18 protein-coding genes, 1 tRNA gene and 1 pseudogene are annotated in these 23476 nt (G+C 66.5%); 17 read left to right on the top strand and 3 right to left on the bottom strand.

Annotation, left to right across the window (positions count from 1 at the left end):
* Nucleotides 1-19: 19 nt before the first annotated feature.
* From rpmA to ACFWZU_RS09125, 3 genes are all read left to right on the top strand, one after another.
* Entirely contained in the window at nt 20-277 is a 258-nt protein-coding gene (gene rpmA, locus ACFWZU_RS09135; protein WP_439701199.1) for a 50S ribosomal protein L27, read from the top strand.
* 158 nt (nt 278-435) lie between these two features.
* Nucleotides 436-1506, top strand: coding sequence for an Obg family GTPase CgtA (gene cgtA, locus ACFWZU_RS09130; RefSeq protein WP_439701198.1), 1071 nt, complete (start codon nt 436-438; stop codon nt 1504-1506).
* Between the two features lie 258 nt (nt 1507-1764).
* A complete protein-coding gene (locus tag ACFWZU_RS09125) occupies nt 1765-2805 on the top strand; it encodes a N(4)-(beta-N-acetylglucosaminyl)-L-asparaginase (RefSeq protein WP_439701197.1) in 1041 nt (346 codons plus the stop codon).
* 103 nt (nt 2806-2908) lie between these two features.
* Here ACFWZU_RS09125 and rpsT read toward each other — a convergent pair whose 3' ends face one another.
* Nucleotides 2909-3172, bottom strand: coding sequence for a 30S ribosomal protein S20 (rpsT, locus tag ACFWZU_RS09120; RefSeq protein ID WP_017460878.1), 264 nt, complete (start codon nt 3170-3172; stop codon nt 2909-2911).
* 263 nt (nt 3173-3435) lie between these two features.
* On the opposite strand from rpsT, the gene murJ reads away from it, so the two are divergent.
* From murJ to ispH, 5 genes are all read left to right on the top strand, one after another.
* Entirely contained in the window at nt 3436-5043 is a 1608-nt protein-coding gene (gene murJ / locus ACFWZU_RS09115; RefSeq protein WP_439701196.1) for a murein biosynthesis integral membrane protein MurJ, read from the top strand.
* 79 nt (nt 5044-5122) lie between these two features.
* Nucleotides 5123-6076, top strand: coding sequence for a bifunctional riboflavin kinase/FAD synthetase (locus ACFWZU_RS09110; RefSeq protein WP_439701195.1), 954 nt, complete (start codon nt 5123-5125; stop codon nt 6074-6076).
* Nucleotides 6077-6237: 161 nt separating this feature from the next.
* Complete coding sequence (gene ileS / locus ACFWZU_RS09105; RefSeq protein ID WP_439701194.1) at nt 6238-9099, top strand: isoleucine--tRNA ligase; 2862 nt, start codon at nt 6238-6240, stop codon at nt 9097-9099.
* A 137-nt stretch (nt 9100-9236) separates the two neighbouring features.
* Entirely contained in the window at nt 9237-9731 is a 495-nt protein-coding gene (gene lspA, locus ACFWZU_RS09100; RefSeq protein WP_439701193.1) for a signal peptidase II, read from the top strand.
* A 98-nt stretch (nt 9732-9829) separates the two neighbouring features.
* Nucleotides 9830-10792: a 4-hydroxy-3-methylbut-2-enyl diphosphate reductase gene (gene ispH, locus ACFWZU_RS09095; RefSeq protein ID WP_439701192.1), complete on the top strand. Its 963-nt coding sequence runs from the start codon at nt 9830-9832 to the stop codon at nt 10790-10792.
* A gap of 53 nt (nt 10793-10845) precedes the next feature.
* Here the strand turns inward: ispH and ACFWZU_RS09090 are convergent.
* Nucleotides 10846-10921, bottom strand: a tRNA-Thr gene (locus ACFWZU_RS09090).
* Between the two features lie 193 nt (nt 10922-11114).
* Between ACFWZU_RS09090 and ACFWZU_RS09085 the strand changes: the two genes are divergently transcribed.
* From ACFWZU_RS09085 to ACFWZU_RS09045, 9 genes and pseudogenes are all read left to right on the top strand, one after another.
* Nucleotides 11115-13034, top strand: coding sequence for a diguanylate cyclase (locus ACFWZU_RS09085; protein WP_439701191.1), 1920 nt, complete (start codon nt 11115-11117; stop codon nt 13032-13034).
* A 128-nt stretch (nt 13035-13162) separates the two neighbouring features.
* Entirely contained in the window at nt 13163-13663 is a 501-nt protein-coding gene (gene pilV / locus ACFWZU_RS09080) for a type IV pilus modification protein PilV (RefSeq protein WP_439701190.1), read from the top strand.
* Nucleotides 13664-13674: 11 nt separating this feature from the next.
* On the top strand, nt 13675-14760 hold the full coding sequence (locus ACFWZU_RS09075; RefSeq protein WP_439701189.1) for a PilW family protein: 1086 nt from the start codon (nt 13675-13677) through the stop codon (nt 14758-14760).
* Nucleotides 14757-15434 (top strand): PilX N-terminal domain-containing pilus assembly protein, encoded by a 678-nt coding sequence (locus ACFWZU_RS09070; protein WP_439701188.1) that lies wholly within the window; start codon nt 14757-14759, stop codon nt 15432-15434. Before ACFWZU_RS09075 ends, ACFWZU_RS09070 begins: the two co-directional genes overlap by 4 nt.
* Before the next feature lie 18 nt (nt 15435-15452).
* Nucleotides 15453-21035: a pilus assembly protein gene (locus tag ACFWZU_RS09065; RefSeq protein ID WP_439701187.1), complete on the top strand. Its 5583-nt coding sequence runs from the start codon at nt 15453-15455 to the stop codon at nt 21033-21035.
* A 10-nt stretch (nt 21036-21045) separates the two neighbouring features.
* Nucleotides 21046-21462, top strand: coding sequence for a type IV pilin protein (locus tag ACFWZU_RS09060; RefSeq protein ID WP_439701186.1), 417 nt, complete (start codon nt 21046-21048; stop codon nt 21460-21462).
* Nucleotides 21447-21893, top strand: a complete 447-nt coding sequence (locus ACFWZU_RS09055; RefSeq protein ID WP_439701185.1) for a DUF4124 domain-containing protein — start codon at nt 21447-21449, stop codon at nt 21891-21893. Before ACFWZU_RS09060 ends, ACFWZU_RS09055 begins: the two co-directional genes overlap by 16 nt.
* The gene (locus ACFWZU_RS09050) at nt 21890-22474 is read left to right on the top strand and encodes a GspH/FimT family pseudopilin (protein WP_439701184.1); all 585 of its coding nucleotides are present in this window, start codon (nt 21890-21892) and stop codon (nt 22472-22474) included. The genes ACFWZU_RS09055 and ACFWZU_RS09050 overlap by 4 nt, the downstream gene beginning before the upstream one ends.
* A gap of 163 nt (nt 22475-22637) precedes the next feature.
* Nucleotides 22638-23339: pseudogene (locus ACFWZU_RS09045) on the top strand (tyrosine-type recombinase/integrase); the annotation flags it as partial.
* A 26-nt stretch (nt 23340-23365) separates the two neighbouring features.
* Here ACFWZU_RS09045 and ACFWZU_RS09040 read toward each other — a convergent pair.
* A complete protein-coding gene (locus ACFWZU_RS09040; protein WP_439700789.1) occupies nt 23366-23473 on the bottom strand; it encodes an IS3 family transposase in 108 nt (35 codons plus the stop codon).
* Between the last annotated feature and the right edge of the window lie 3 nt (nt 23474-23476).

Genomic DNA, 23476 nt, shown 5'->3' with positions numbered 1-23476 from the left:
GAGCCGGAGGAATTAAGTCATGGCACATAAAAAAGGCGTAGGTTCGTCCCGCAACGGTCGCGACTCGAACCCGAAGTACCTGGGCGTGAAGATCTATGGTGGCCAGGCCATCGAGGCCGGCAACATCATCGTTCGCCAGCGCGGCACCAAGTTCCATGCCGGTACCGGCGTGGGTCTGGGTCGCGACCACACCCTGTTCGCGCTGACCGACGGCGTGGTCGAGTTCAAGACCCGCGGCGAGAACAACCGCAAGTTCGTCAACGTCGTCAAGGGCTGATCGCTCTTTTCGATGCAGCGAAAGCCCCGCTTCGGCGGGGCTTTTGTTTTTTGTGAAGCAGGGGACGGCGAACAGGGACGAGATTCATGCGGCGTCCCGGTTAACCTTGTCAGTCCGCCGTCCCCATGTTCCCCGTTCACGTTCCGAAGGCCGAGCCCATGAAATTCGTCGACGAAGCGATCATCAAAGTCCAGGCCGGTGACGGCGGCAACGGCTGCGTCAGCTTCCGTCGCGAGAAGTTCATCCCGTTCGGCGGCCCCAACGGCGGTGACGGCGGCCACGGCGGTTCGGTCTGGCTGGTCGCCGACGAGGGCCTCAACACGTTGATCGATTTCCGCCACCAGCGCAGCTTCAAGGCGCAGCGGGGCGAGAACGGCATGGGTTCGGACATGTACGGCAAGGGCGGCGAGGACACCACCATCCGCGTGCCGGTCGGCACCGTGATCACCAACGTCGACACCGACGAGGTGATTGGCGACCTCACCCAGCACGGCCAGCGCCTGCTGGTGGCCGAGGGCGGCAAGGGCGGGCTGGGCAACATCCACTTCAAGAGCTCGGTGAACCGGGCTCCGCGCAAATCCACGCCGGGCACGCCGGGCGAGGTGCGCGAGCTCAAGCTCGAGCTCAAGCTGCTGGCGGACGTGGGGCTGCTGGGCTTTCCCAACGCCGGCAAGTCCACCTTCATCCGTGCCGTCTCGGCCGCGACGCCGCGCGTGGCCGATTACCCGTTCACCACGCTGCACCCGAACCTGGGCGTGGTCAGCCTGGGTACCGACCAGAGTTTCGTGATCGCCGACATTCCCGGCCTGATCGAAGGCGCCGCCGAAGGCGCCGGCCTGGGCATCCAGTTCCTGCGCCACGTCTCGCGCACCCGTCTGCTGCTGCACATGGTGGACATCGCCCCGATCGACGGTACCGATCCGGTCGAGCAGGTGCGCGCGATCGAGCAGGAGCTTTCCAAGTTCGATCCCGAGCTGCTGGAGCGCCCGCGCTGGCTGGTGCTCAACAAGGCCGACGTGCTGCCGGAGGATGACCGGCAGGCAGTGGCCGAGGACATCGTGGCCCGGCTGGAATGGAAGGAGCCCTGGTTCCTTGTGTCGGCGATCGCGCGCGACAACACCATGGCCGTTTGCCAGCAGGTGCAGCGCTTCTTCGAATCGCAGCGGCAGGTGCGCGAGGAGCGCATCGATATGCAGCCTGGCGACGTGCGGCTGCGTGGGGAGCCGTAGCGGCTTTTCCCGCAGGCTTCCCCCATCCGCCCTTCGGACACCTTCCCCCCGTGGAACCGGGGGAAGGACTCGATCGCTGCCGTACTTCCTTGAACCAAGGGAGGACGCAATCGCGGCAGACTATCCTCAGCGAGCCTTCCCCCGTCCCACGGGGAAGGTGCCGACAGGCGGATGGGGGAGGCCTTGCCGGAAACCCGCATTCGCCTGCCCAGCCCGATTCGCGCATGATGCGGAGCTTCTGTCCGAGGAGTCCCCGTCATGCCCTCCCGCCGCGAATTCCTGAAAACCTCGGTGCTGGCCGCCGGCGCGCTTGCCGCGCCCCGCTTTGCGGCCGCGAGTGCCACGCCTTCGAAAGGCGCGCTGCCGGGCACCGACGGCGCCCGCGTAGTTTCCACCTGGGACTTCGGCGTTCCCGCCAACCGGATGGCCTGGACCGTTCTTGCCCGCGGCGGCAAGGCGCTCGATGCGGTGGAGCAGGGCGCGCAGGTGCCCGAATCGGACCTGGCCAACCACAGTGTCGGCAAGGGCGGCTATCCCGACCGCGACGGCCACGTGACTCTGGACGCCAGCATCATGGACGGCGATGGTCGCTGCGGCGCAGTGGCGTGCCTGGAGAACATCGCGCACCCGATCCGCGTGGCGCGACGTGTAATGGAAGCCACGCCGCACGTGCTGCTGGTCGGCGAGGGCGCACTGCAGTTCGCCCGGGAGCAGGGGTTCCACGAGGAAAACCTGCTCACGCCCGAAGCGGAAAAGGCCTGGCACGAGTGGCTCGAGACCGCGAAGTACCGGCCAGTCGCCAACAGCGAGAACCTCGACTACCACCGCAGCCTGCCCGGCGGGCACGACAACCACGACACGATCGGCATGCTCGCCGTCGACGCCCATGGCCATCTGGCCGGCGCCTGCACCACCAGCGGCATGGCGTGGAAGATGCACGGCCGCGTGGGCGACAGTCCGATCATCGGTGCGGGCCTCTACGTCGACGGCGAAGTGGGCGGCGCCACCTCCACCGGCGTGGGTGAGGAGGTGATCCGCAATGCCGGCAGCTTCCTCGTGGTCGAGCTGATGCGCCAGGGGCGCAGCCCGCAGGAGGCCTGCGAGGAGGCCGTGCGGCGCATCGTGAAGAAGCGCCCGGACGGCGCGAAGGAAATGCAGGTGGGCTTCCTCGCGCTGCGGCGCGACGGTGCCGTGGGTGCGCACGCGATCCAGCGTGGCTTCACCTACGCCGTGTGCGATGCGAAGAAGCAGGATGGCCTGTTCGCCTCGCCCAGCGTGTACACGACCAGCTTTTCCTGACCGGAGGGCAAGCACACCGCCGGGTGCCTGCCTTTTCTTCCGCACACACGAAAAGGCCGGCTTGCGCCGGCCTTTCCACCAACCCGTGATGTGCGAAGCCGGCTTACGCCAGCTCGCGGATCTTCGCGTTGAGGCGGCTCTTGTGGCGAGCAGCCTTGTTCTTGTGGATCAGGCCACGCGCGGCGTAGCGGTCCATGACCGGCTGGGCGGCGGCGAAGGCTTCCACGGCGGCGGCCTTGTCCTTCGCCTCGATGGCCTTGACGACCTTCTTCAGGGCGGTGCGCACCATGGAACGGGCGCTGACGTTGCGCAGACGGCGCTGCTCGGACTGGCGCGCGCGCTTCTTCGCGGACTTGATGTTGGCCAAGGTAGAACTCCAGAGAAGGCTTGGGTTGGAAAAAGACGGGCAATTATGCGGGCAATGCGCTGGCCGGTCAACTGTTTAGGGGGCGCAGGGCGGCACACGCCCCTGTAGGAGCGCCCCCTGGTGCGCGACCGGCAGGCCGAGGTTGCACACAGGGCGTGCTCGCACGAGCGGCGGTTCCCCGCCGCTGCCATGTCCCGGCTACCTGCGCGCCCCGGGGGGCTGTCACACTAGCGCCTTTGGCCGGGCCAGGTTCCGTTCCACGCATGAAATCCCCCAGCATGTTCCGTGGGCTGCTCTCGTTCAGCAGCATGACCATGATTTCCCGCGTGCTCGGCCTGGTGCGCGACATGGCGATCAACTCGGCCTTTGGCGCCAACGCGGCGACCGACGCGTTCTGGGTGGCGTTCCGCATCCCCAACTTCATGCGCCGGCTGTTCGCCGAGGGGTCCTTCTCCACCGCTTTCGTGCCGGTTTTCACCGAAGTGAAGGAGAAGGGTAGCCACGCCGACCTCAAGGAGCTGATGGCGCGGGTGTCGGGCACGCTGGGTGGCGTGCTGCTGGTGGTCACGGCGATCGGGCTCATTTTTGCGCCGGAAGTGACCATGCTTTTCTCGCCAGGTGCGCTGGACGAACCGAAGAAATTCGCGCTGACGGTAGAGCTGCTGCGGCTGACCTTCCCCTTCCTGCTGTTCGTCTCGCTGACCGCGCTGTCGGGCGGTGCGCTCAACAGCTTCCACAGGTTCGGCCTGCCGGCGCTGACGCCGGTGATCCTCAACCTGTGCATGATCGCCGGCGCGCTGTGGCTGTCCAAGTGGCTCGATACGCCGATCCTGGCGCTGGGCTGGGCGATCCTGGCTGCCGGCATCCTGCAGTTGCTGTTCCAGTTGCCCGCCCTTCGCGGGCTGGACCTGCTTGCGCTGCCGCGTTGGGGCTGGAGCCATCCGGAAGTGCGCCGGATCATGCGGCTGATGGTCCCGACCCTGTTCGGCTCCTCGGTGGCGCAGATCAACCTGCTGCTGGACACGGTGATCGCCTCGCTGCTGATCGCCGGCTCGCAGAGCTGGCTGTCGCAGGCGGACCGCTTCCTCGAACTGCCGCTGGGTGTATTCGGCGTGGCACTGGGCACGGTGATCCTGCCCTCGCTGTCGCGCCACCATGTCACCACCGACCGCAGCGGCTTTTCGCGCGCGCTGGACTGGGGCCTGCGCACCACGCTGCTGATCGCGGTACCGGCGATGTTCGGGCTGATGCTGCTGGCCGAGCCGCTGGTGGCGACGCTGTTTCAGCACGGCCGTTTCGACGCGTTCGATACGCGCATGGCAACGCTGTCGATCACCGCGTTGAGCTTCGGCCTGCCGGCGTTCGCGCTGGTCAAGGTGCTGTTGCCGGCGTTCTACGCGCGGCAGGACACGCGCACGCCGGTGCGGGCGGGCGTGGCCTCGCTCGTCGCCAACATGGCCCTCAACGTGCTGTTCGTGGCGCTGCTGTTCGCGCTGTGGGCGACCCCGAGCCAGAAGCAGGCCCCATGGCTGCAGGCGCTGGCCGAGGTGCCGGGCCTGCACATGGCGCTGGGCATGGCCAGCGCGCTGGCCAGCTACATCAACCTGGGCCTGCTGTGGCGCTGGCTCAAGCAGGCCGGGGTGTACGAGCGCCAGCACGGCTGGGCGCGCCATTTCGTGCGACTGGCGGTGGCCTGCACGGCGATGGTGGCGGTGCTGCTGCTCGGGCGCTGGCTGTGGCAGGACTGGACCGCGGTGCCGACCTTCACGCGTCTGTGGCACCTGGCAGTACTGGTAGGGGCCGGCGGGTCGACCTACGTGGTGGCGCTGTTCGCCATGGGCTTCCGCCTGCGCGAGCTGCGCGGAGTCTAGTGCTGCAGGCGCGCCCGTCCTCGAGCGCCACCGCAGGGGCGTGAACGGCTGGCGACGGACGTCCGTTTATACTGGCCCGATGACGAGACTTTCCCGGGACCTTGCGGGCCCCTGCCTGGCCCCCGAAGGCAGCGTGGTGGCGATCGGCGCCTTCGACGGCCTGCATCGCGGGCACCAGGCCCTGCTCGCGGAAGTACGCATTCGCGCCCAGGCGCTGGAAGCGGCGCCCGCGGTGATCAGCTTCGAGCCGCTGCCGCGGGCGTACTTCTCGCCCGAACCGGTGCCACGGCTTTCCGGCGTGCGCGAGAAGCTCAAGGGCTTTGCCGCGGCGGGCATGTCGCATGCGCTGCTGCTGCGTTTCAACGGGGCGCTGACGTCGATGTCCGCCGAGGACTTCGTACGGCGCGTGCTGGTCGAGCGGCTGGCCGCGCGGGAGGTGTGGGTCGGCGAGGATTTCCGCTTCGGCCACAAGCGGGCGGGCGACGTGGCCATGCTCGAACGCCTGGGCGGGGAACTGGGATTCATCACGCGGGTGATGCCGCCGGTGCTGCTCGACGGCGCACGCGTGTCGGCCACTCGCGTGCGGGCGTTGCTTGCCACCGGCGAGTTCGCCGGCGCCACGCCGCTGCTGGGCCGCCCGTTCGTGATCGAGGGCAAGGTCAAGCGCGGCAACCAGTTGGGTCGAACGCTGGGTTTCCCCACCGCCAACATCCACCTGCGCGGGCGTGTCAGTCCCATCCGGGGGATCTTCGCGGTGCGGGTCGGCCTCGGCGAGGCGCCGTGCAGCTGGCCAGGCGTGGCGTCGCTGGGCCTGAGGCCGACGGTCAACCAGGTCGCGCAGCCGGTCCTCGAAGTCTACCTGTTCGATTTCGAAGGCGATCTCTATGGCCGGCGCATGGCGGTGGAGTTCGTCGCCAAGCTGCGCGACGAGCAGAAATTCGACGGCCTGGAGGCGCTGACCGCGCAGATGCACGACGACGCCCGCCAGGCGCGCGAGCTGCTGGGCATGAATCCGCGGCTGGCCGAGGCCTAGTACACGCACACCTGAGCGCGGCCGCAGTCGGCCTGCGTGACGGGTCGCACGGGTGCGCTTCTACGGGTCTTCCTCTACCGCAACGCAGCAATTTCCACTATTTTCAATGGTTCGCCGGTGCGTTTCGCGCCTTTCCGGCGTCGCCCCACGGACAGCTCCTCATGACGCACGACTACAAGAGCACGATCAACCTGCCGCAGACGGATTTTCCGATGCGCGGCGACCTGCCCAAGCGCGAGCCGCACTGGCTTGCCGAGTGGGAAAAGGTCGGCCGCTACGCGCAGATCCAGCAGAAGGTTGCCGGTCGCGACAAGGCCTTCGTGCTGCATGACGGCCCGCCGTACGCCAATGGCGAGATCCATATCGGCCACGCGGTCAACAAGATCCTCAAGGACATGGTGGTCAAGTCCAAGCTGCTGGCCGGCTACCGCTCGCCGTATGTGCCCGGCTGGGACTGCCACGGCCTGCCGATCGAGATCGCGGTGGAGAAGAAGCACGGCAAGCCGGGCGAGAAGCTCGACGCGCGCGCGTTCCGCCAGAAGTGCCGCGAATACGCGCAGGAGCAGGTCGACGGCCAGCGCGCGGGCTTCAAGCGGCTGGGTGTGCTGGGCGACTGGTCGCACCCCTACAAGACGATGGACTTCCGTTACGAAGCGGACATGCTGCGCGCGCTGGCGCGCATCGTCGACAACGGCCACGTGGTACGCGGCGCCAAGCCGGTGTACTGGTGCTTCGACTGCGGCTCGGCGCTGGCCGAGGCCGAGATCGAGTACGGCGACAAGCAGTCGCCGGCGGTGGACGTGGCTTACGATGCGGTCGATCCGGGAGCGCTGGCCGGCAAGTTCGGCGTCGATCCGGGCGATGCGATCGTCGCGGTGCCGATCTGGACCACCACGCCGTGGACGTTGCCGTCCAGCCAGGCAGTGGCGCTGGGTGCGGACCTCGAGTACGCGCTGGTCGAGGGCCCCGCCCGCGACGGTCGACGCGTGCTGCTGGTGATCGCCAGTGCGCTGGTCGAGCCGGCGCTCAAGCGCTACGGCGTCGATGCGCCGAAGGTGCTCGGCCACGTCAAAGGCACCGACCTCGATGGCCTGAAGCTGCACCATCCGTTCTACCCGCGTGAAGTGCCGGTCCTGCTCGGCGAGCACGTCTCCGCCGAGGACGGTACCGGCGCCGTGCACACCGCGCCCGACCACGGCATGGAGGACTTCATCGTCGGCCGCGAGAATGGCCTGGGTACGCTCAATTATGTCGGCCCGCGTGGCGCCTACCGCGACGACGTGCCGGCCGCCGATGGCGTCGCCCTGGCCGGGATGCACATCTGGAAGGCCAACGACGCCATCGTCGAGTTGCTGCGCGGGCGCGGCATGCTGCTGGCGCACGCGAAGATCGAGCACAGTTACCCCAATTGCTGGCGCCACAAGACGCCGGTGATCTTCCGCGCCACGCCGCAGTGGTTCATCGGCATGGAGCAGGCGCAGCTGCGCGCCACCGCGCTGAAGGCGATCAAGGACGTGCGCTGGGTGCCGACCTGGGGCGAGGAGCGCATCGCCGGCATGGTCGCGGGCCGCCCCGACTGGTGCATCAGCCGCCAGCGCACCTGGGGTGTGCCGATCGCGCTGTTCGTGCACAAGGCGACGCAGGAGCCGCATCCGGATTCGGTCGCCTTGCTCGAGCAGGTGGCGAAGAAGGTCGAGCAGGGCGGGGTCGACGCGTGGTACGAGCTGGACGCCGCCGAGTTGCTGGGCGAGGCGGCGGGCGACTACGAGAAGGTCACCGACATTCTCGACGTCTGGTTCGATTCTGGCGTTACGCACTTCTGCGTGATCGGCCAACGGCCCGAGCTGCAGCAGGGCGACGCGGCGCAGTACAAGGTGATGTACCTGGAAGGCTCGGACCAGCACCGTGGCTGGTTCCAGTCCTCGCTGCTGACCTCCTCGGCGATCCACGGCCGCGCGCCGTACGATGAGGTGCTCACGCACGGCTTCACCGTCGATGCGTCCGGCCGCAAGATGTCCAAGTCGCTCGGCAACGTGGTTGCCCCGCAGAAGGTGATGGACACGCTCGGCGCCGACGTGCTGCGCCTGTGGGTGGCCTCGGCCGACTACCGCAACGAGATGACCGTCTCCGACGAGATCCTGAAACGGGTCTCCGACAGCTACCGGCGCATCCGCAACACCGCGCGCTTCCTGCTCGGCAACCTGGACGGCTTCGACCCGGCAAAGCATCTGCTGCCGGTGGAGCAGACCCTGCCGCTCGACCAGTGGGCCGTGCAGCAGGCGTTCGACGTGCAGCAGGCGGTCATCGCCGCGTACGAGCGCTACGACTTCCCCGATGTGGTCGCGCGGGTGCAGAACTTCTGCACCAACGAGATGGGCGCGCTGTACCTGGACATCACCAAGGACCGCCTCTATACGATGCCGACCGACAGCCACGGCCGGCGCAGTGCGCAGAGCGCGATGTTCCGCATCGCCGAGGCGCTGGTGCGCTGGCTGGCGCCGATCCTGGCCTTCACCGCCGAGGAGATCTGGCAGCAACTGCCCGGCGAGCGTGGCGAAAGCGTGCTGTTCGAAACCTGGTACGACGGCCTGGTCGCGACGCAGGGCTCGCCCGAGCAGCGACGCTGGTGGGCCGATCTGCTGGCGATTCGCGAAGCCGGCGCGCGCGTGCTCGAGGGCATGCGCAAGGCCGAACAGATCGGCGCGTCGCTGGAGGCGAACCTGGCGATCCATGCCGATCCGGCGCTGGTCGAGCGGTATGCGCCGGCGCAGGACGAACTGCGCTTCTTCTTCATCACGTCCGGCGCCTCGCTGGCGCCGCTGGCGGCGCGCGCCGACGAGGCGGCGAAGGTGGAGCTGGCCGATGGCGAGGCCTGGGTTTCGGCCGTCGCCAGCGACGCGCCCAAGTGCGTGCGCTGCTGGCACCGCCGCCCCGACGTGGGCAGCCATCCGGAGCACCCCGAACTGTGCGGCCGTTGTGTCGAAAACGTGGCGGGGCAGGGCGAAACGCGCCGCTGGTTCTGACCTTGAAAGCCCCTCTCTCTCCGGGAGAGGGGCTGGGGTGAGGGTCCGGGCGAGCCTCGACAGCGCGCTCCGCCCGAGCCCTCACCCGCCCTGTCGGGCACCCCTCCCGGTGGGAGTGGGAACGAAGCGAGAAACCCATGCACCCCAAACCCAACGCCTTGCCCTGGCTGCTGCTTTCCCTGCTGGTCATCGGCCTCGACCAGCTCACCAAGGCCTGGGCGCTGCACGCCCTGCAGCCGCCCGGCATGCCGCATCCGGTGATTCCGGGCTTCCTCAACTGGACGCTGGCCTTCAACACGGGCGCCGCCTTCAGCTTCCTCGCGCAAAGTGACGGCTGGCAGCGCTGGTTTTTCGTGGTGCTCGCGCTGGTGATCAGTGGCGTATTGGTCGTATGGCTGGCGCGCACCGCGCGCCGCGACTGGCGCACGGCGCTGCCGCTGGCGCTGATCGTCGGCGGCGCGCTGGGCAACCTGGTCGACCGCCTGCACGCGGCGCAGGTGACCGATTTCATCCAGGTCTACTACCGGCAGTGGAGCTATCCGGTGTTCAACGTGGCCGACTGCGGCATCACGGTGGGCGCGGTGCTGCTGATCCTGTTCGGTTTCAGGAGCGGCAAGGCCAACGTGCGATAATGCCGCCACTGCAGGAGCGCACCTGCGCGCGACCGGATGCATCGCGGTCGCGCACAGGTGCGCTCCCACAGAAACCTGTTCCACTCCTGCGAATGCCCATGGATATCCTGCTCGCCAATCCCCGCGGCTTCTGCGCTGGCGTAGACCGCGCCATCGCCATCGTCGAACGCGCGCTGGAGTCCTATGGCGCGCCGATCTATGTGCGCCATGAAGTGGTGCACAACCGGTACGTGGTGGAGAAGCTGCGCGCCGATGGCGCCATCTTCGTCGAGGAACTGCACGAGGTGCCTGACGGGGCCACGGTGATCTTCAGCGCCCACGGTGTATCGCAGGCGGTGCGCGAGGAAGCCGGCCAGCGCGCGCTGAAGGTGTTCGACGCGACTTGTCCGCTGGTCACCAAGGTGCACATGGAAGTGGCGCGGCTGGGCCGCACCGGGCGCAGCGTGGTGCTGATCGGCCATGCCGGCCACCCGGAGGTCGAAGGCACCATGGGCCAGTGGAATCCGGCCAACAGCGGCGAGATCCTGCTGGTCGAGTCGGTCGAGGACGTCGCCTCGCTGGCGCCGCGCTTTCCGCGCCAGCTGTCCTACGTCACCCAGACCACGCTCTCGGTGGACGACACCAAGGCGATCATCACCGCGCTGCGCGAGCGTTTTCCCGATATCGAGGGGCCGCGCAAGGACGACATCTGCTACGCCACGCAGAACCGCCAGGACGCCGTGCGCCGGCTGGCCGCAGCGGTCGACCTGGTGCTGGTGGTCGGCTCGGTCAACAGCTCCAACTCCAACCGCCTGCGCGAGCTGGCGGAAAAACATGGCGTGCGCGCCTTCCTGATCGACGGCGCGGAGCACATCGACCGTGCCTGGCTCGATGGCGTGGCCCGCATCGGCATTACCGCCGGCGCCTCCGCGCCGGACAAGCTCGTCCGCGACGTCATCGCCCGCCTGCAATCCTGGGGCGCCGGGGACGTGCGAGAGCTGCAGGGCGAGGCCGAAACGATCACCTTCGCGCTGCCGCGGGAGCTGCGCCTGGATGGCGGGAACGTCCCCGCCAGCCTCTGAGGCCTTACGCCGCCGCAAAGAAAAGGCCCGCTTGCGCGGGCCTTTTTTTGGTCTGGTGCCGGAAATAGGATTCGAACCTACGACCTACGCATTACGAATGCGCCGCTCTACCAACTGAGCTATTCCGGCAAAGAGGCGGAAATTCTACGGATCGGCCGCTGCGCACGCAAGCGCGCCGTCCGTGGCAAGCTTGGGGACTGCGGTGGATGGCGAATGGATGAAGGGGCGCCGCCCACTACAGTTTCCGGGTCTCCTGCCGTTACGCAGGAAGACATGACAGCCAGAGCTCGCCAGGGAAGGGCGCCCAACGGATTCCTCAGCCTTGCCCACATCGACAGCCAGAGCAAAGCCGCTGCTGCGGGCAGTGTCGATCCTGATCGTTTGCCTGTTCCTGGGGCGGGCTTTTGCGGCCGCGCCGTCCGAACAGGCGGCCGCCTTCGACCAGTACGCCGGCCGTCTGGAGCGGGGCGAAATATCCCCTGACACCCAGGCCGGTGTGCTCGAGGCGCTGGGGCACATGAAGAGCCTGGTGCCGCCGGGGGACGCGCGGCGCGAACTGCGCTACCGCTACATGTACTGCATCCTCGGGCTGGACACCTCGCCCGAGCAGGCCATCGCCTATGCCGACAAGGGCATCGAGGATGCCAGGCGCCTGGGCTACGTCGAAGCCGAAATCAACTTCCACTTCTGCCGCGGCGCCAACCAGGAAGCGCTGACCACACCGCGCGATGCGCTGGCCGACTACGATGCCGGCATCGCACTGGCCCGGCAGCACGAGGACCAGCGGCTGGTCGCCGACGGACTGACCTGGCGCGGCAGCGTGCAATCGCTGCTGGGTGAGCACGCGCTGGCGCTGGTGGATTTCCTCGAGGCGCAGAAGTTCTACGAAACCAGCGGCGCACCGGTCGAAAGCGAAGACAACCTTTTCAACATTGCGGTGGCCTATCGCCGGCTGGGCGAGGAAACGCAGGCGCGCGAGTACCTGGGCAAGTTGCTCACCCTGGGCGAACAGCGGCACGATCGCGCGCAGCAGCTCGGCGCGCACATGGAGCTGGGCTTCCTGGAAAGCGAGGCGGGCAACCAGGCATCGGCAGAGCGGCACCTGCGCCGGGCGCTGGTGCTGGCGCAGGCGGTCGACAGCCGTTCGCGCGGCGCGAGCATCCATCTGGGACTGGCCCAGGTCGACAACCTGCAGGGCCGTTACCAGGAGGCGCTGGCAGAGCTGGAGAAGGCCAAGCCCGGCTTCGCGCGCATGGGCGATCGCTCCAACCGCGACATGATCATGCTGCAGACCGCCGAGGCGCACGCGGGGATGGGCAGGCACGCCGAGGCCATCGAAGAGTACGGCCAGGCCGAGAAGCTGTTGCAACAGAGCGGCAACCTGCGCTACCTGGCCGAACTGCTCGATGCCCGCGCACGCAGCTACCAGGCACTCAACCACCTTGATCTGGCGGTGGCGGACCTGCGCCGGCTGGTCTCGGTGCACGAGGCGCTGGACCGCAAGGCGCATTCGGACAACGCCACGCTGATGAACTATCAGTTCCAGACCGCCCAGCGCGATCAGGAAAACCGCCGGCTGGCGGCGGACCGTGCGCTGAAGGAGCAGCAACTGGAATCGCTCGAGCGCGTGCGTCACTGGCAGCGCCTGGCGCTGGTGCTGGGCGGCGTGCTGATCGTGCTGTTGCTATGGCTTGCGCTTCGGCAGTTCCGGCGCTCGCGCAAACTGCACAGGTTGGCGATGACCGACCCGCTCACCGGCATCGCCAACCGCCGCCATATCGAACAGCTGGCCCAGCGGGCGCTGGCCCATGCCGGCGCCAACGGCGAGCCGTTGTGCGTGCTCGTGCTGGACGTGGACCACTTCAAGGCGGTGAACGATGCCTTCGGGCATGCGGTGGGCGACCAGGTGCTGGTGCGGGTGGCGCAATCGTGCAAGCAGGCGCTGCGTCGCTTCGACATGATCGGACGGTTGGGCGGCGAGGAGTTCCTGGTGGTCCTCCCGGATACCTCGCTGGAACTGGGACTGCAGATCGCCGAGCGCCTGCGCCGGAAGGTCGAGACCCTCCCGCTGGCGAACCTCGCTCCGGGGCTGCAGATCACTGCCAGCGTCGGCGCGGCGGTGGCCGACCACGATGCCGACGACCTGGCCGAGCTGATCCGGCGCGCCGACAACGCGATGTACCGCGCCAAGGATGCCGGGCGCAACCGCGTGGAGGTCGGCGGTCGCGCCCAGGTGGTGTGACGCAGGCCTCATCCGGCGGGGTGGTGGATGCCGCTCGTCGGAAAAAAGCCGCCTTTCGTCCGCCCGGGTCTGGCGGCCCGCGCGCGGTCGCCTATGCTGGAATCGGCGTGATCCGGTAGGGGGCGGGAATGAATCGTTACGCGCGCAGCCAGCGCGGCGTGTCGCTGATCGAGGTGATGGTCGCGATCGTCGTGTTCGGCATTGGCATGCTTGGCCTGGCGTTGCTGCAGACCAAGGGCGCCCAGTTCACCAAGGAATCGAGCTCGCGCACCAACGCGATCATCCAGGCGCGTAGCCTGGCCGACGCCATGCGCGCCAACCCGCTGGGCGTCGACCCGGCCGACGGCAGCAGCAGCTACTACATCTATGACGGCTCGGTCGCGCCGGATCCGGCCACCTGCGCCAGCAACCAGCCGTGTGCCCAGGCCAAGCAGGATCTCAAGGACTGGCTCGACCGATTGAACCGCAGCACGATTGCGGCCCAGGGCGTACCTGCAGCAACCGTGGCGCGCGACGCCAACCTGGGCACCTTCACCATCACGGTGTCCTGGAACGGCCTGGATCTCAACGGCGACAAGCAGCTGACCTCCGCCGACAACGGCACCTACAGCTTCAGCATGCTGCCATGAGGACGCCACGCATGGGATCGAACCGTTCCCGCCGCTCGGCCGGCGGCTTCTCGCTGGTGGAGATGATGATCGCCCTGGTCCTGGGCCTGATCGTGGTCGCGGGCCTGATCCAGGTGCTGCTGGCCAATCGCAAGTCCTACCAGTTGCAGCAGGGCACCAACATCCTCCAGCAGAACATGCGCTTTGCTTCCGACCGCATCGGCTGGTCGTTGCGCATGGCCGACTTCTGGGGCGGCAATCCCGGCAGCGTGGTGACCGGTTCCCCGTCGGTGACCGCGCGGGGCGATTGCAAGAGCGACTGGATCCTCGACACCCGGGAAGGCGTCTACGGCTATGAAGGTGGTACCACCTTCCCGCTTTCCGGTTGCGTGGACGACAAGGACTACGTCAAGGGCTCGGATGTGCTGGTGACGCGCTACGTGGACGCCGATGGCATGGACCCGGCAGCCAGCTCGACGATCGGCGCCGTGCCCAAGCAGGTGTACCTGGTGTCGGCGATCGGCCAGCAAGCCGCCCTGTTTCTGGGCAGCGATTCGGTGCCGACGACCCCTCCGGCATCCGCGATCGGCCGCTACGTGTATCCCTACCGGCTGGACATGTATTACCTGCGGCCCTGCAGCGACCCGTCCGGCGGAACGGACACATCCCATTGCGACGCTTCGGATGACGACGGGACGCCGATTCCGACGCTTATGCGCATGCGCCTGGACAGCACCGGCAACCTCACCGAGGAGCCGCTGGTGGAAGGCATCGAGCAACTGCAGTTCCGCTACGGCATTACCGGCACCGATGTCAGCCAGTTGGTGCCCGCGGCCTACAAGGACGCCAGCGCCGTGGCGGCCGACGAGTGGTCGCGCGTGATCACCGTCGATGTCGGATTGGTCGCGGTGTCACAACAGCGTGACGTATCGATGCCGCACACTGGCACCTTCCGCGTGGGCAACTGCACTTACCAGATCGGCGCCTCGTCCACGACCACGACCGGTTGCACCGGCTTTACGGTTGCGGGCAACCAGCCGTGGCAATTCGCCCGCACCCCGCTGACCCAGGTGGTCCAACTGCGCAACCGCGTCCGCATGCTGGTGGCTTCCCGATGAACATTTCCCCGACACGCTCACGCCAGCGCGGCATCGCGCTATTCGTCGGCCTGGTGTTTCTGGTGGTGCTGTCGCTGGTGGCGGTGATCGCCATGCGCGGCACGCTCATGGAGATGCGACTGGTCACCAACGTGGCCAACCACCAGCGCGCTTTCGAGACGTCCGAGACCCTCCGCGCCGTGCCGGTGGCCCTTTTCGACGAACACGTGTTCCAGCGCGGCTGGCCCGAACAACTGGGCGGCACGCTGCCGGACGACGACTTCAGTTTCGAGCTCACGGACGACATGCTGACGGTGGTGAAGAACGGCCTGCAGGAGAACTGCGCGGGCGACGTCGATCTGTTCTACGGCAACCTCGAGCCAAGCTGCGGCTCCCTCCCGGCCGAAGTGCGCTACGACACCAGCACCTGGCATCCGGACGCGATCCTGTCGATGTGCGACGTGACCAGCAGCGGCTGTTCGCGCGATGTCTCCGCGACGATCTCCATCGTGCCTGACGGCACGGTGCTGGCGGAAGGTTCCGGCGGCGCCCAGGCGGCCGGCTATCGCGGCATCGGCGGCGGCGCCGCCGCCGGCGGCGGCAGCATGTATTTCGAAGTGATGAGCGTTGGCACCGTACCTGGCGACGGCCGTGCCGTCACCATGGCCCAGTATCGCCAATCGATCCGCAACTGAAGCTAAGGGAACCCTCCCATGCGAACCCTCCACGCATCCTTGCGCACGATTGCGGCGCTGTTCCTGGTCACGCTGACGGCAGGCATCAGCGTCGTGCCGGCGGCCCGCGCGGGCAACGGTTCCGGCGGCAACAGCGGCAGCGGAAGCGGCAGCACCTCCACCCCGGTGGGGCTGGATGCGCCGATTTCGACCACGACCAATGGAAGCTCCGCCAACGCCGACAACTACACGGCCTATCCGCTGCTCAACGTCGGTGCCGTGCCGCCGCTGGTGATGCTGGTGATGTCGCGCGACGAGCAGCTCTACATCAAGGCGTATACCGACTACACCGACCTGAATAACGACGGTGTCGTCGACATCACCTACCAGGACAAGTTCGACTACTCCGGGTACTTCGATTCCAACCTCTGCTACGGCTACGCCAGCGGTGTGTACAAGGCCTCTGCGGCAGCTACGGATGCCAACGGCAACGGCAAGGCGCACGAGTGCGACGGCAAGAGCTGGAGCGGCAACTTCCTCAACTGGGCCGCGATGAGCCGCATCGACGTGCTGCGCTACGTGCTCTACGGCGGCAACCGCTCCACCGATGACGCCGACAAGACGGTGCTGGAACGCGCCTATATTCCCAGCGACCTGCATGCCTGGTCGAAGGTGTACCTGGGCGCGGACGTCAATTCGTTCACCCCGTTCACCACCTCGGACACCAGCAGCAAGGGCCTGTCCATGTGCAATGTGACGCCGACCCTTACCGGGGCGCCGCAGTTGCGCGTGGCCAAGGGCGCGTATTCCGAATGGGCCTCGACCGCGCGCGAGCAGTGTCGCTGGCGCGAGGACATCACCCAGAGCGGCGCGGACATCAACAAGTCCGACTCGCCTTCCAAGACCAACGACGGCCTGGGCAACTACGTTTACACCGTGCGCGTGGAAGTCTGCGATCCCAGCAGCAGTGCGATCCGCGAGAGCTTCTGCAAGGCCTATATCGAAACCAAGAGCGACGGCACCACCGCGACCCATTACAAGCCTTACGGGCTGCTGCAACGCTATGGCCAGAACGGCGAGATGCGCTTCGGCCTGATTACCGGCACCTACAGCGCACCGCGCGCCGGCGGCATGCTGCGCCGGAACATCGGTCTGCTGGCCGGCAACGTGCCGGGTACCGCGTGCTCCAACACCGCCGGCAAGGTCGACGAGATCAACCTGCAGACAGGCCAGTTCTGTAACCAGACAGACGGCAACGAAGGCATCATCAACACGCTTCGGCGCTTCCGTTTGACCTCGTGGGATCCATCCAACGACGTCTACTCCGACTGCAACACCTACGGCATCCTGCAGCGTGACGTGAAGGGCGCCAACGGCCATCTGCTCGATCCAGACGGCGCCAGCGGCAACACCACCGCATACAAGTGCAAGGACTCGGGCAACCCGCTAGCCGAGATGTATGCCGAGGCGCTGCGCTACATCAAGGGCAAATCACCCACCGGCACGTTCAACGTGAGCGACTCGAGCATCATCGCCGGCCTGCCGCAGGCGAGCTGGCTCGATCCTTACCGCGACCCCAGCGAAGGTGGCAACGCATACTGCGCCAACTGCAGCATCGTGCTCATCTCCACCGGTCTGAACTCGTTCGACAGCGACCAGATCCCCACCGTGGAAGGCCTGCCCAAGCAGGCGAACGCAGCTACTACCGACGTGGGCATCAACGAGGACCTCTCGGGTGCGACGAGCGGCAAGCCGCCCAAGTACCTGGTTGGCCGCGTGGGCGCACTGACTTCCACGACCTACCAGGACGTCTGCACACCGAAGTTCATCGCCGATCTGTCGACGACCTTCGGCATCTGCCCGGACATCCCCTCGCTGGAAGGCGGTTACCAGCTTGCCGGCCTGGCCTATGAAGCCTGGACCAATGACATGCGCCCGGACCTGCGTCCGGCCAAGCCCGGCAAGACCAAGGTGCAGACCTACGCGATCGCGCTGGCCGAAACGCTGCCCACCTTCCAGATCCGTGTGCGTGCCAGCGCCAGCACCACCGACCTGATCACCATTACACCGGCCTGCCAGGCGAATAACGACGGTTCGGCCAGCCTCAACAGTGCCAACGGTTGGCGTAGTTGCTATCTCGGCAATCTGACGATCGGCACGAAGACGTCGACCACTCTTTCGCAGAGCGACTGGGAGAAGATCGTCAGCGGCACCACGCCATCCAGCCCGGGTACCTGCGGCACCAGCAGCAATCCCTGTCACGTATTCGGACTGCCCTATACGCTCGACGTCAACGGCGAGCCGATCAGCGGCAGCTTCACCATCACCTGGGAGGATTCCCAGTGGGGTAACGACCACGACAACGACGTGGTGGAGATGCTGACCTTCTGCAAGGGCAGCGGCTGCAGCTACGATCGCGCGGGCGACGGCAATTCCACGCCCGACATCTGCGAAGGGACGACCTCCAACGCCTGCAACAATGTCAAGTCGCTGCAGGAAAGCCAGATCCTGGTCCGCACTGAATCGCTGTCGGCTTATGCAGGCAACGCATTGCAGGTGGGCTACACCACCGCCGGCGCCTTCAACAGCGGCAATCAGGACGTCAGCGGCGTGAAGTTCACGGTGCTGCGCCCTGGCAATACCAACGGCAGTCTGCTGTTCGGCGACTACGGCGGTGCGAAGAGCTGGACCCAGCCCTCGGTCGAAAAATACAGCACCGGTCCGGCCGAACAGTTGCCGCTGGAGAACCCCTTGTTCTTCGCAGCCAAGTACGGTGGCTTCGCGGACCAGAACGCCGACAACAAGCCCGACCGCGCCGACTCGGCCGAATGGGACGCCATCGTCAACGACACCGGAGCGGCGGGACAGGACGGCATTCCCGACAACTACTTCCTGGTGCGCAACCCGGCGCAGCTTGCCGATCGCCTGTCGCGCACGTTCGACGCCATCCTCAAGCGCGCCGGCTCCGGTACGGCGGCGGCGGTGGTCGCCAACAGCGCCAAGGGCGTGGGCCTGGTCTACCAGGCGCTCTATCAGGCCGAGCGCAAGGACTCCAACGAGCGCGCGGCCGACTGGAACGGCACGCTCAACGGCCTGTGGACCGACAGCTTCGGGCGCCTGCGCGAGAACGGCAACGGTCTGTCCAGTGGCGTGGCCACACTCGACGGCTATGACGTCGACCCGGTGATCGAGTTCTATTACGACCCGAACGACGGACAAACCAAGTTCCATCGGGAAATCATGCCCGGCAACGCGGACGGCACCCCGGTTACAGTCTTCGACAAGACCCAGGCGACCATCACCGATCACGGGCTCGATGAGCTCAGGACCGTGTGGAGCGCGCAGGAGCAGCTGTGGACCACCGGTTTCAATACCGGCGTGAACACCACCGACCTGACCAGCAGCAACCGCAGCTATACCGGGTCTACCAGCAACGGCCGTTACATCTTCACGTGGATCGATGCCGACCACGATGGTGTGGTCGACGCCAACGAGCAGCAGCCGTTCGTCTTCAGCGGCAGCAGCGCGGGCAGCGGTTTCTACGGCAGCCAGAGCACCAGCAACTCGGGCGGCAAGTCCACTGCGACTTCCACGGGCAACTTCCGCTACCTCAACACGGCTGACCCTGCGGTGGCCAAGCGCATCGTGGCGTGGATCCGCGGCTACGAGGTGGCCGACAAGGACAGCCAGGGTGCGGCCCTGTGGCGCTCGCGCACGGTCGACTACAACAACGACGGCACGCTGCGGACCCTGCGGCTGGGCGACATCGTCGACTCGACGCCGGTCGTGGTGGGTACACCGTCCGAGGCGTTCGACCTGCTGTACGGCGATACCAGTTACGGCACCTTCCGCGACCATTACCGCAGCCGCCGCCAGGTGGTGTACGTGGGTGCCAACGACGGCATGCTGCATGCCTTCAATGGCGGCTTCTACAACGCCAGGGAACAGAAGCTGCAGCTGACCCCGACCGACACCAGCCAGACGGTGACCGCCGATCCGCTGGGTGGCGAGCTGTGGGCCTACGTCCCGGGCAACCTGCTGCCGCACCTGCGCTGGCTGGCCGATCCGGACTACAAGCACAACTTCTACGTCGACGGCAGCCCGATCGCGCAGGACGTGAAGGTCTTTGCCGATGACACCGACCACCCCGACGGGTGGGGCACCATCCTGATCGTGCCGTTCCGTTTCGGGGGCGGCCCGATCTCGGTCAACACCGCCACCGATGGCACGACGGCCACGCAGAACTCGTTCTCGGCGTACGCCGTGCTGGACGTGACCAATCCGGAGAAGGCACCCGTGCTGCTGGCGGAGCTGACCAATACCGAGCTCTCCGGCACCGGCCTGAAGTGCGGCACGAACGCCGCCGTGCCTTCATGCGCCGACATCACCAAGGTGGTGGATACATACACCTCCTCGATTCCGGCCGCGGCGATCTTCCGCGACAACACCACCGGCAGCCCGAACAAGTTCTTCCTCTTCACCGGTTCAGGCACGACCGACAACGGCGGCGTGGGCAAGACCGAGGGCGGCAATGCCGTTGCCTCCACGTCGCTGAAGATCCGTGCGTACGACCTGGAGGACCTGAGCGCCACCCTGCGCTCGGCCACGCCGGCCAAGACCTTCGACCTGACCTCCATCGGCGGGACCACGGACAACATCACGCCCGGCGCCAAGAGCTTTGCCGGTGACCTGATCGCCTCGGACTACAACCTCGACGGACGGTCCGAGGGTGTCTACTTCGGCAGCGTGCAGGACAAGGGCGCCAACGGCTTCGGCGGTTCCCTGTGGAAGCTGAGCTTCATGAACGACGGCGTGCCCGATCCGGATCCGGACAACTGGACGCCCCAGCGCGTGATCTCGGACCTGGAACTGCCGATCACCATCCGTCCCACGGTCGGCCGCAATGACCGCGGTGCGCCCATGGTCTTCTTCGGCACCGGCCGGGCCTACACCAAGAGCGACCTGGCCTCGACGGCGCAACAGAAGATCGTCGGCCTGATCGACACGTCGCTCCTGTCCACCAGCGACCAGCAATACAAGCTGCTGCCGCTGGCCATGTCCGATCTGCTCGATGTCACCGGTGTGAGCGTGTTCACCGACAACTCGGTGAGCGGTGGCGGCAGCGACGCCGATGGCAACAGCATCAACACCTTCAACAAGTTGCTCGGCAGCTTCGACACGGCGACGCGGCTGGGTTGGTACCAGGACCTGACCGCGCCCACCTCCACGACCGACAAGACGCCAGCCGAGCGTGTGGTCAGCGCGCAGAGCCTGTTGGGCGGCGTGCTGCTCACCACCACGTTCTTCCCGGGCACGGATACCTGCACCGACGTGGGCCGCGGCGCGCTCTACGGCCTCAACTACAAGAGCGGCACGGCCAGTCCGACCGAGCAGTTCTTCGGTACCACCACTGTCGGTGGCAAGCAGGCGGTGAACAAGTCGACCGACATGGGCCCCGGCCTGCCGGCGCCGCCGAGCCTCCACGTGGGCGAGGGTACCGGCAAGAGCAAGCTCACCGCCTGCGTGCAGACCTCGACCGGTGCGATCATCTGCAAGGAGATCACCACCCTGAAGTCGGTGCTCAGCAGCGAGGTATCCTGGCATGAACCGCTGGACAAATAAGGAGCGCCACATGCGCAGGCAGCAGGGCTTCACGCTGATCGAAATGATGATCGTGTTGCTGATCGTCGCCATCCTGGCGGCGGTCGCTATCCCGTCCTATCGCCGGTATGTGGTGCGCTCGCACCGCGTGGACGCGCAGCGCGCGCTCACCGAACTGGCGGCCAGGCAGGAGCGGTACCTCTACAGCAACAACGCCTACGCAGACAGCGTCGCCGCCCTGGGCGGCACGAGCTCCATGGCTGGAAGCTACTACACCGTTGCCGTCGATCCGGCCACCGCGTCCACCACGACCTACACCGTGGTGGCCACGGCGGCGGGCTCGCAGCATGACGACGACAAACAGTGCCAGACGCTCAGCCTCGACCAGGCCGGGCGCCAGGAATCGACCGGCTCGACCACCAACGATCCAGCATGCTGGGGGCGCTGAGCATGGCCCGCGGCAGGCTTCTGGCAGGGTGCATCGCCGCATGCCTGTGCCTGGCGGCGACGGCGCAGGACGGCACCTATTACAAATGGACCGACGCCAGCGGCACGGTCCACTTCAGCGCCACGCCTCCGCCCGGGCACAAGGCCGAGACGCTCAAGCTGCAGGGGCAGGACGCCGAGCAGGCCGCGCCCGCCCCGCCGGCGCCCGCGACGGAGCCGACGGCAGAGCTGGAGGAGGCACAGGCGGCCTATCGCAAGAGCGCCTGCGAAGCGGCACGCAACGATCTTGGCTTGCTCGAAAAGAACCGCATGGTGGTCAGCGGCGACAGCCCGGATGCCGCGACGAAGCTCAATGCGGAGCAGCGCAACCAGGCCGAACTGCGCGCCAGGCAGCGCATCACCCAGTTCTGCGAGACGGGGACCAAGCCATGAGCATGCACGCGTCCAGGCCTTCGCGCGGCTTCACCCTGATCGAGCTGATGGTGACCGTGGTCGTGCTGGCGATCCTGGCCGCGATCGCCCTGCCCAACTTCCGTGATTTCACGCGCCGCAACGCGGTGACGTCGCAATCGAACGCCATGCTTGCGGACCTCCAGTACGCACGCAACGACGCGATCACCCGCCGGGTGATCACGGAGCTCTGCGGCAGCACGGACGCAACCGCCTGCACGGGCACGAACACGTTCGAGGGCGGCTGGGTGATCTACCGGGAGACCGCGCCCGGTTCCGCGGCCACGTTCACCTCGGCCGACGAAGTGCTGCGCGTGACGCAGCCCAAGTCGGGAATCAGCATCCGCCTGGTGGACGACACCGGCGCGGCAGTCAACGACGTGGGATTCAGCCAGGACGGTTCGACCACCAGCGACAAGCCGCTGAGCTTCCTGGTGTGCCCCAAGTCCGATGGCGATACCGTCGGCGAGAGCACCGATCGCGTACAGGGCGCGGAAGTGCTGCTGTCGACATCCGGGCGCGCGTCGATCCGGAAAATCGAAGCCGGCGGCAGCTGCGGCTGAGCAGCCGGCACGGCAAAGAAAAACCCGGCGCGAGGCCGGGTTTTTTCTTTATGCGTGGTGGGCGATGCAAGGATCGAACTTGCGACACCTGCCGTGTGAAGGACTCATAGAATCAATGGCTTAGACGTACTGAGGAACTCCCCTTAACGACAGGAGTTCACTCATGGCAACGCTCAGAATGCTTCCTAGCGGTAGCTGGAACGTACAGGTACGCATCAAGGGAGAATCCCCCAGGTCTAAGACGTTCCCCTCAAGGGAACAGGCAGAGGCTTGGGCTACTCAGGCTGAGTCCCTACACAAGCTCTCTAAGCTCACTGAGGCGGCTAAGTGGCCTACGGTGGAGGAGCTAGGCATGGCCTATGCCGAGGCGAAGCTAAAGGGCAGGGAGAGCTATTGGAAGGCTAGCCTCATGGCTAGACAGCTAGGGCAGGTGTTCCCTCTCCCCATCAACCAACTAACGCCGAAGATGGTCAATGACTTCAAGCTCGCTAGGTTGAAGGAGGTGAAGTCAGAGACTTGTAGGTGCCAACTAGCGTTCCTCTCCCGCTTCTACAGGTACGCCATAAGGGAACTCCTCTTAGACGTTGCTAACCCTGTAGCGAGTCTAGTTATGCCTCCTGCTAGTAAGCCTAATGACAAGGTGGTGAGTAGGGCAGAGCTAGACGCCCTCCTAGGAAGGCTTAAGCCCATGATGCGGATTATCGTAGAGATAGCCTATGAAACCGCTATGAGGCGCTCTGAGATCATCAAGCTAACTCCCTCATGCCTACATCTAGAGGAACGCATAGCCGATGTTGTCGACGGTAAGACAGGAACTAGGAATGTCCCTCTTACGCATAGGGCTGTAGAGCTTCTACAAGAGGCTATGGAGCGCTGGCGTAAGCTCCCCCGTCAAGCAGACACTTCAAAAGTAGAACGACTGGCGGCTTGTTGGCGGTACTCGGCGGGTGTCAGATCACCGAGCGATTCGTGGGGGCGTTGCTCGTTGTAGTCGAGCATCCA

It is taken from the genome of Frateuria sp. GZRR33 (assembly GCF_051900425.1).
Taxonomy (GTDB): Bacteria; Pseudomonadota; Gammaproteobacteria; order Xanthomonadales; family Rhodanobacteraceae; genus Frateuria_A.
The sequence above is the reverse complement of the archived record's forward strand: the minus strand, read 5'-3'. Positions and strand labels throughout refer to the sequence as shown.

What these genes read in the sequence shown, in the direction of transcription:
- rpmA (WP_439701199.1), top strand. Translation starts at nt 20, where the DNA reads ATGGCACATAAAAAAGGCGTAGGTTCGTCCCGCAACGGTCGCGACTCG.
- cgtA (WP_439701198.1), top strand. Translation starts at nt 436, where the DNA reads ATGAAATTCGTCGACGAAGCGATCATCAAAGTCCAGGCCGGTGACGGC.
- ACFWZU_RS09125 (WP_439701197.1), top strand. Translation starts at nt 1,765, where the DNA reads ATGCCCTCCCGCCGCGAATTCCTGAAAACCTCGGTGCTGGCCGCCGGC.
- murJ (WP_439701196.1), top strand. Translation starts at nt 3,436, where the DNA reads ATGAAATCCCCCAGCATGTTCCGTGGGCTGCTCTCGTTCAGCAGCATG.
- ACFWZU_RS09110 (WP_439701195.1), top strand. Translation starts at nt 5,123, where the DNA reads ATGACGAGACTTTCCCGGGACCTTGCGGGCCCCTGCCTGGCCCCCGAA.
- ileS (WP_439701194.1), top strand. Translation starts at nt 6,238, where the DNA reads ATGACGCACGACTACAAGAGCACGATCAACCTGCCGCAGACGGATTTT.
- lspA (WP_439701193.1), top strand. Translation starts at nt 9,237, where the DNA reads ATGCACCCCAAACCCAACGCCTTGCCCTGGCTGCTGCTTTCCCTGCTG.
- ispH (WP_439701192.1), top strand. Translation starts at nt 9,830, where the DNA reads ATGGATATCCTGCTCGCCAATCCCCGCGGCTTCTGCGCTGGCGTAGAC.
- pilV (WP_439701190.1), top strand. Translation starts at nt 13,163, where the DNA reads ATGAATCGTTACGCGCGCAGCCAGCGCGGCGTGTCGCTGATCGAGGTG.
- ACFWZU_RS09075 (WP_439701189.1), top strand. Translation starts at nt 13,675, where the DNA reads ATGGGATCGAACCGTTCCCGCCGCTCGGCCGGCGGCTTCTCGCTGGTG.
- ACFWZU_RS09070 (WP_439701188.1), top strand. Translation starts at nt 14,757, where the DNA reads ATGAACATTTCCCCGACACGCTCACGCCAGCGCGGCATCGCGCTATTC.
- ACFWZU_RS09065 (WP_439701187.1), top strand. Translation starts at nt 15,453, where the DNA reads ATGCGAACCCTCCACGCATCCTTGCGCACGATTGCGGCGCTGTTCCTG.
- ACFWZU_RS09060 (WP_439701186.1), top strand. Translation starts at nt 21,046, where the DNA reads ATGCGCAGGCAGCAGGGCTTCACGCTGATCGAAATGATGATCGTGTTG.
- ACFWZU_RS09055 (WP_439701185.1), top strand. Translation starts at nt 21,447, where the DNA reads ATGCTGGGGGCGCTGAGCATGGCCCGCGGCAGGCTTCTGGCAGGGTGC.
- ACFWZU_RS09050 (WP_439701184.1), top strand. Translation starts at nt 21,890, where the DNA reads ATGAGCATGCACGCGTCCAGGCCTTCGCGCGGCTTCACCCTGATCGAG.
- ACFWZU_RS09040 (WP_439700789.1), bottom strand. Translation starts at nt 23,473, where the DNA reads ATGCTCGACTACAACGAGCAACGCCCCCACGAATCGCTCGGTGATCTG.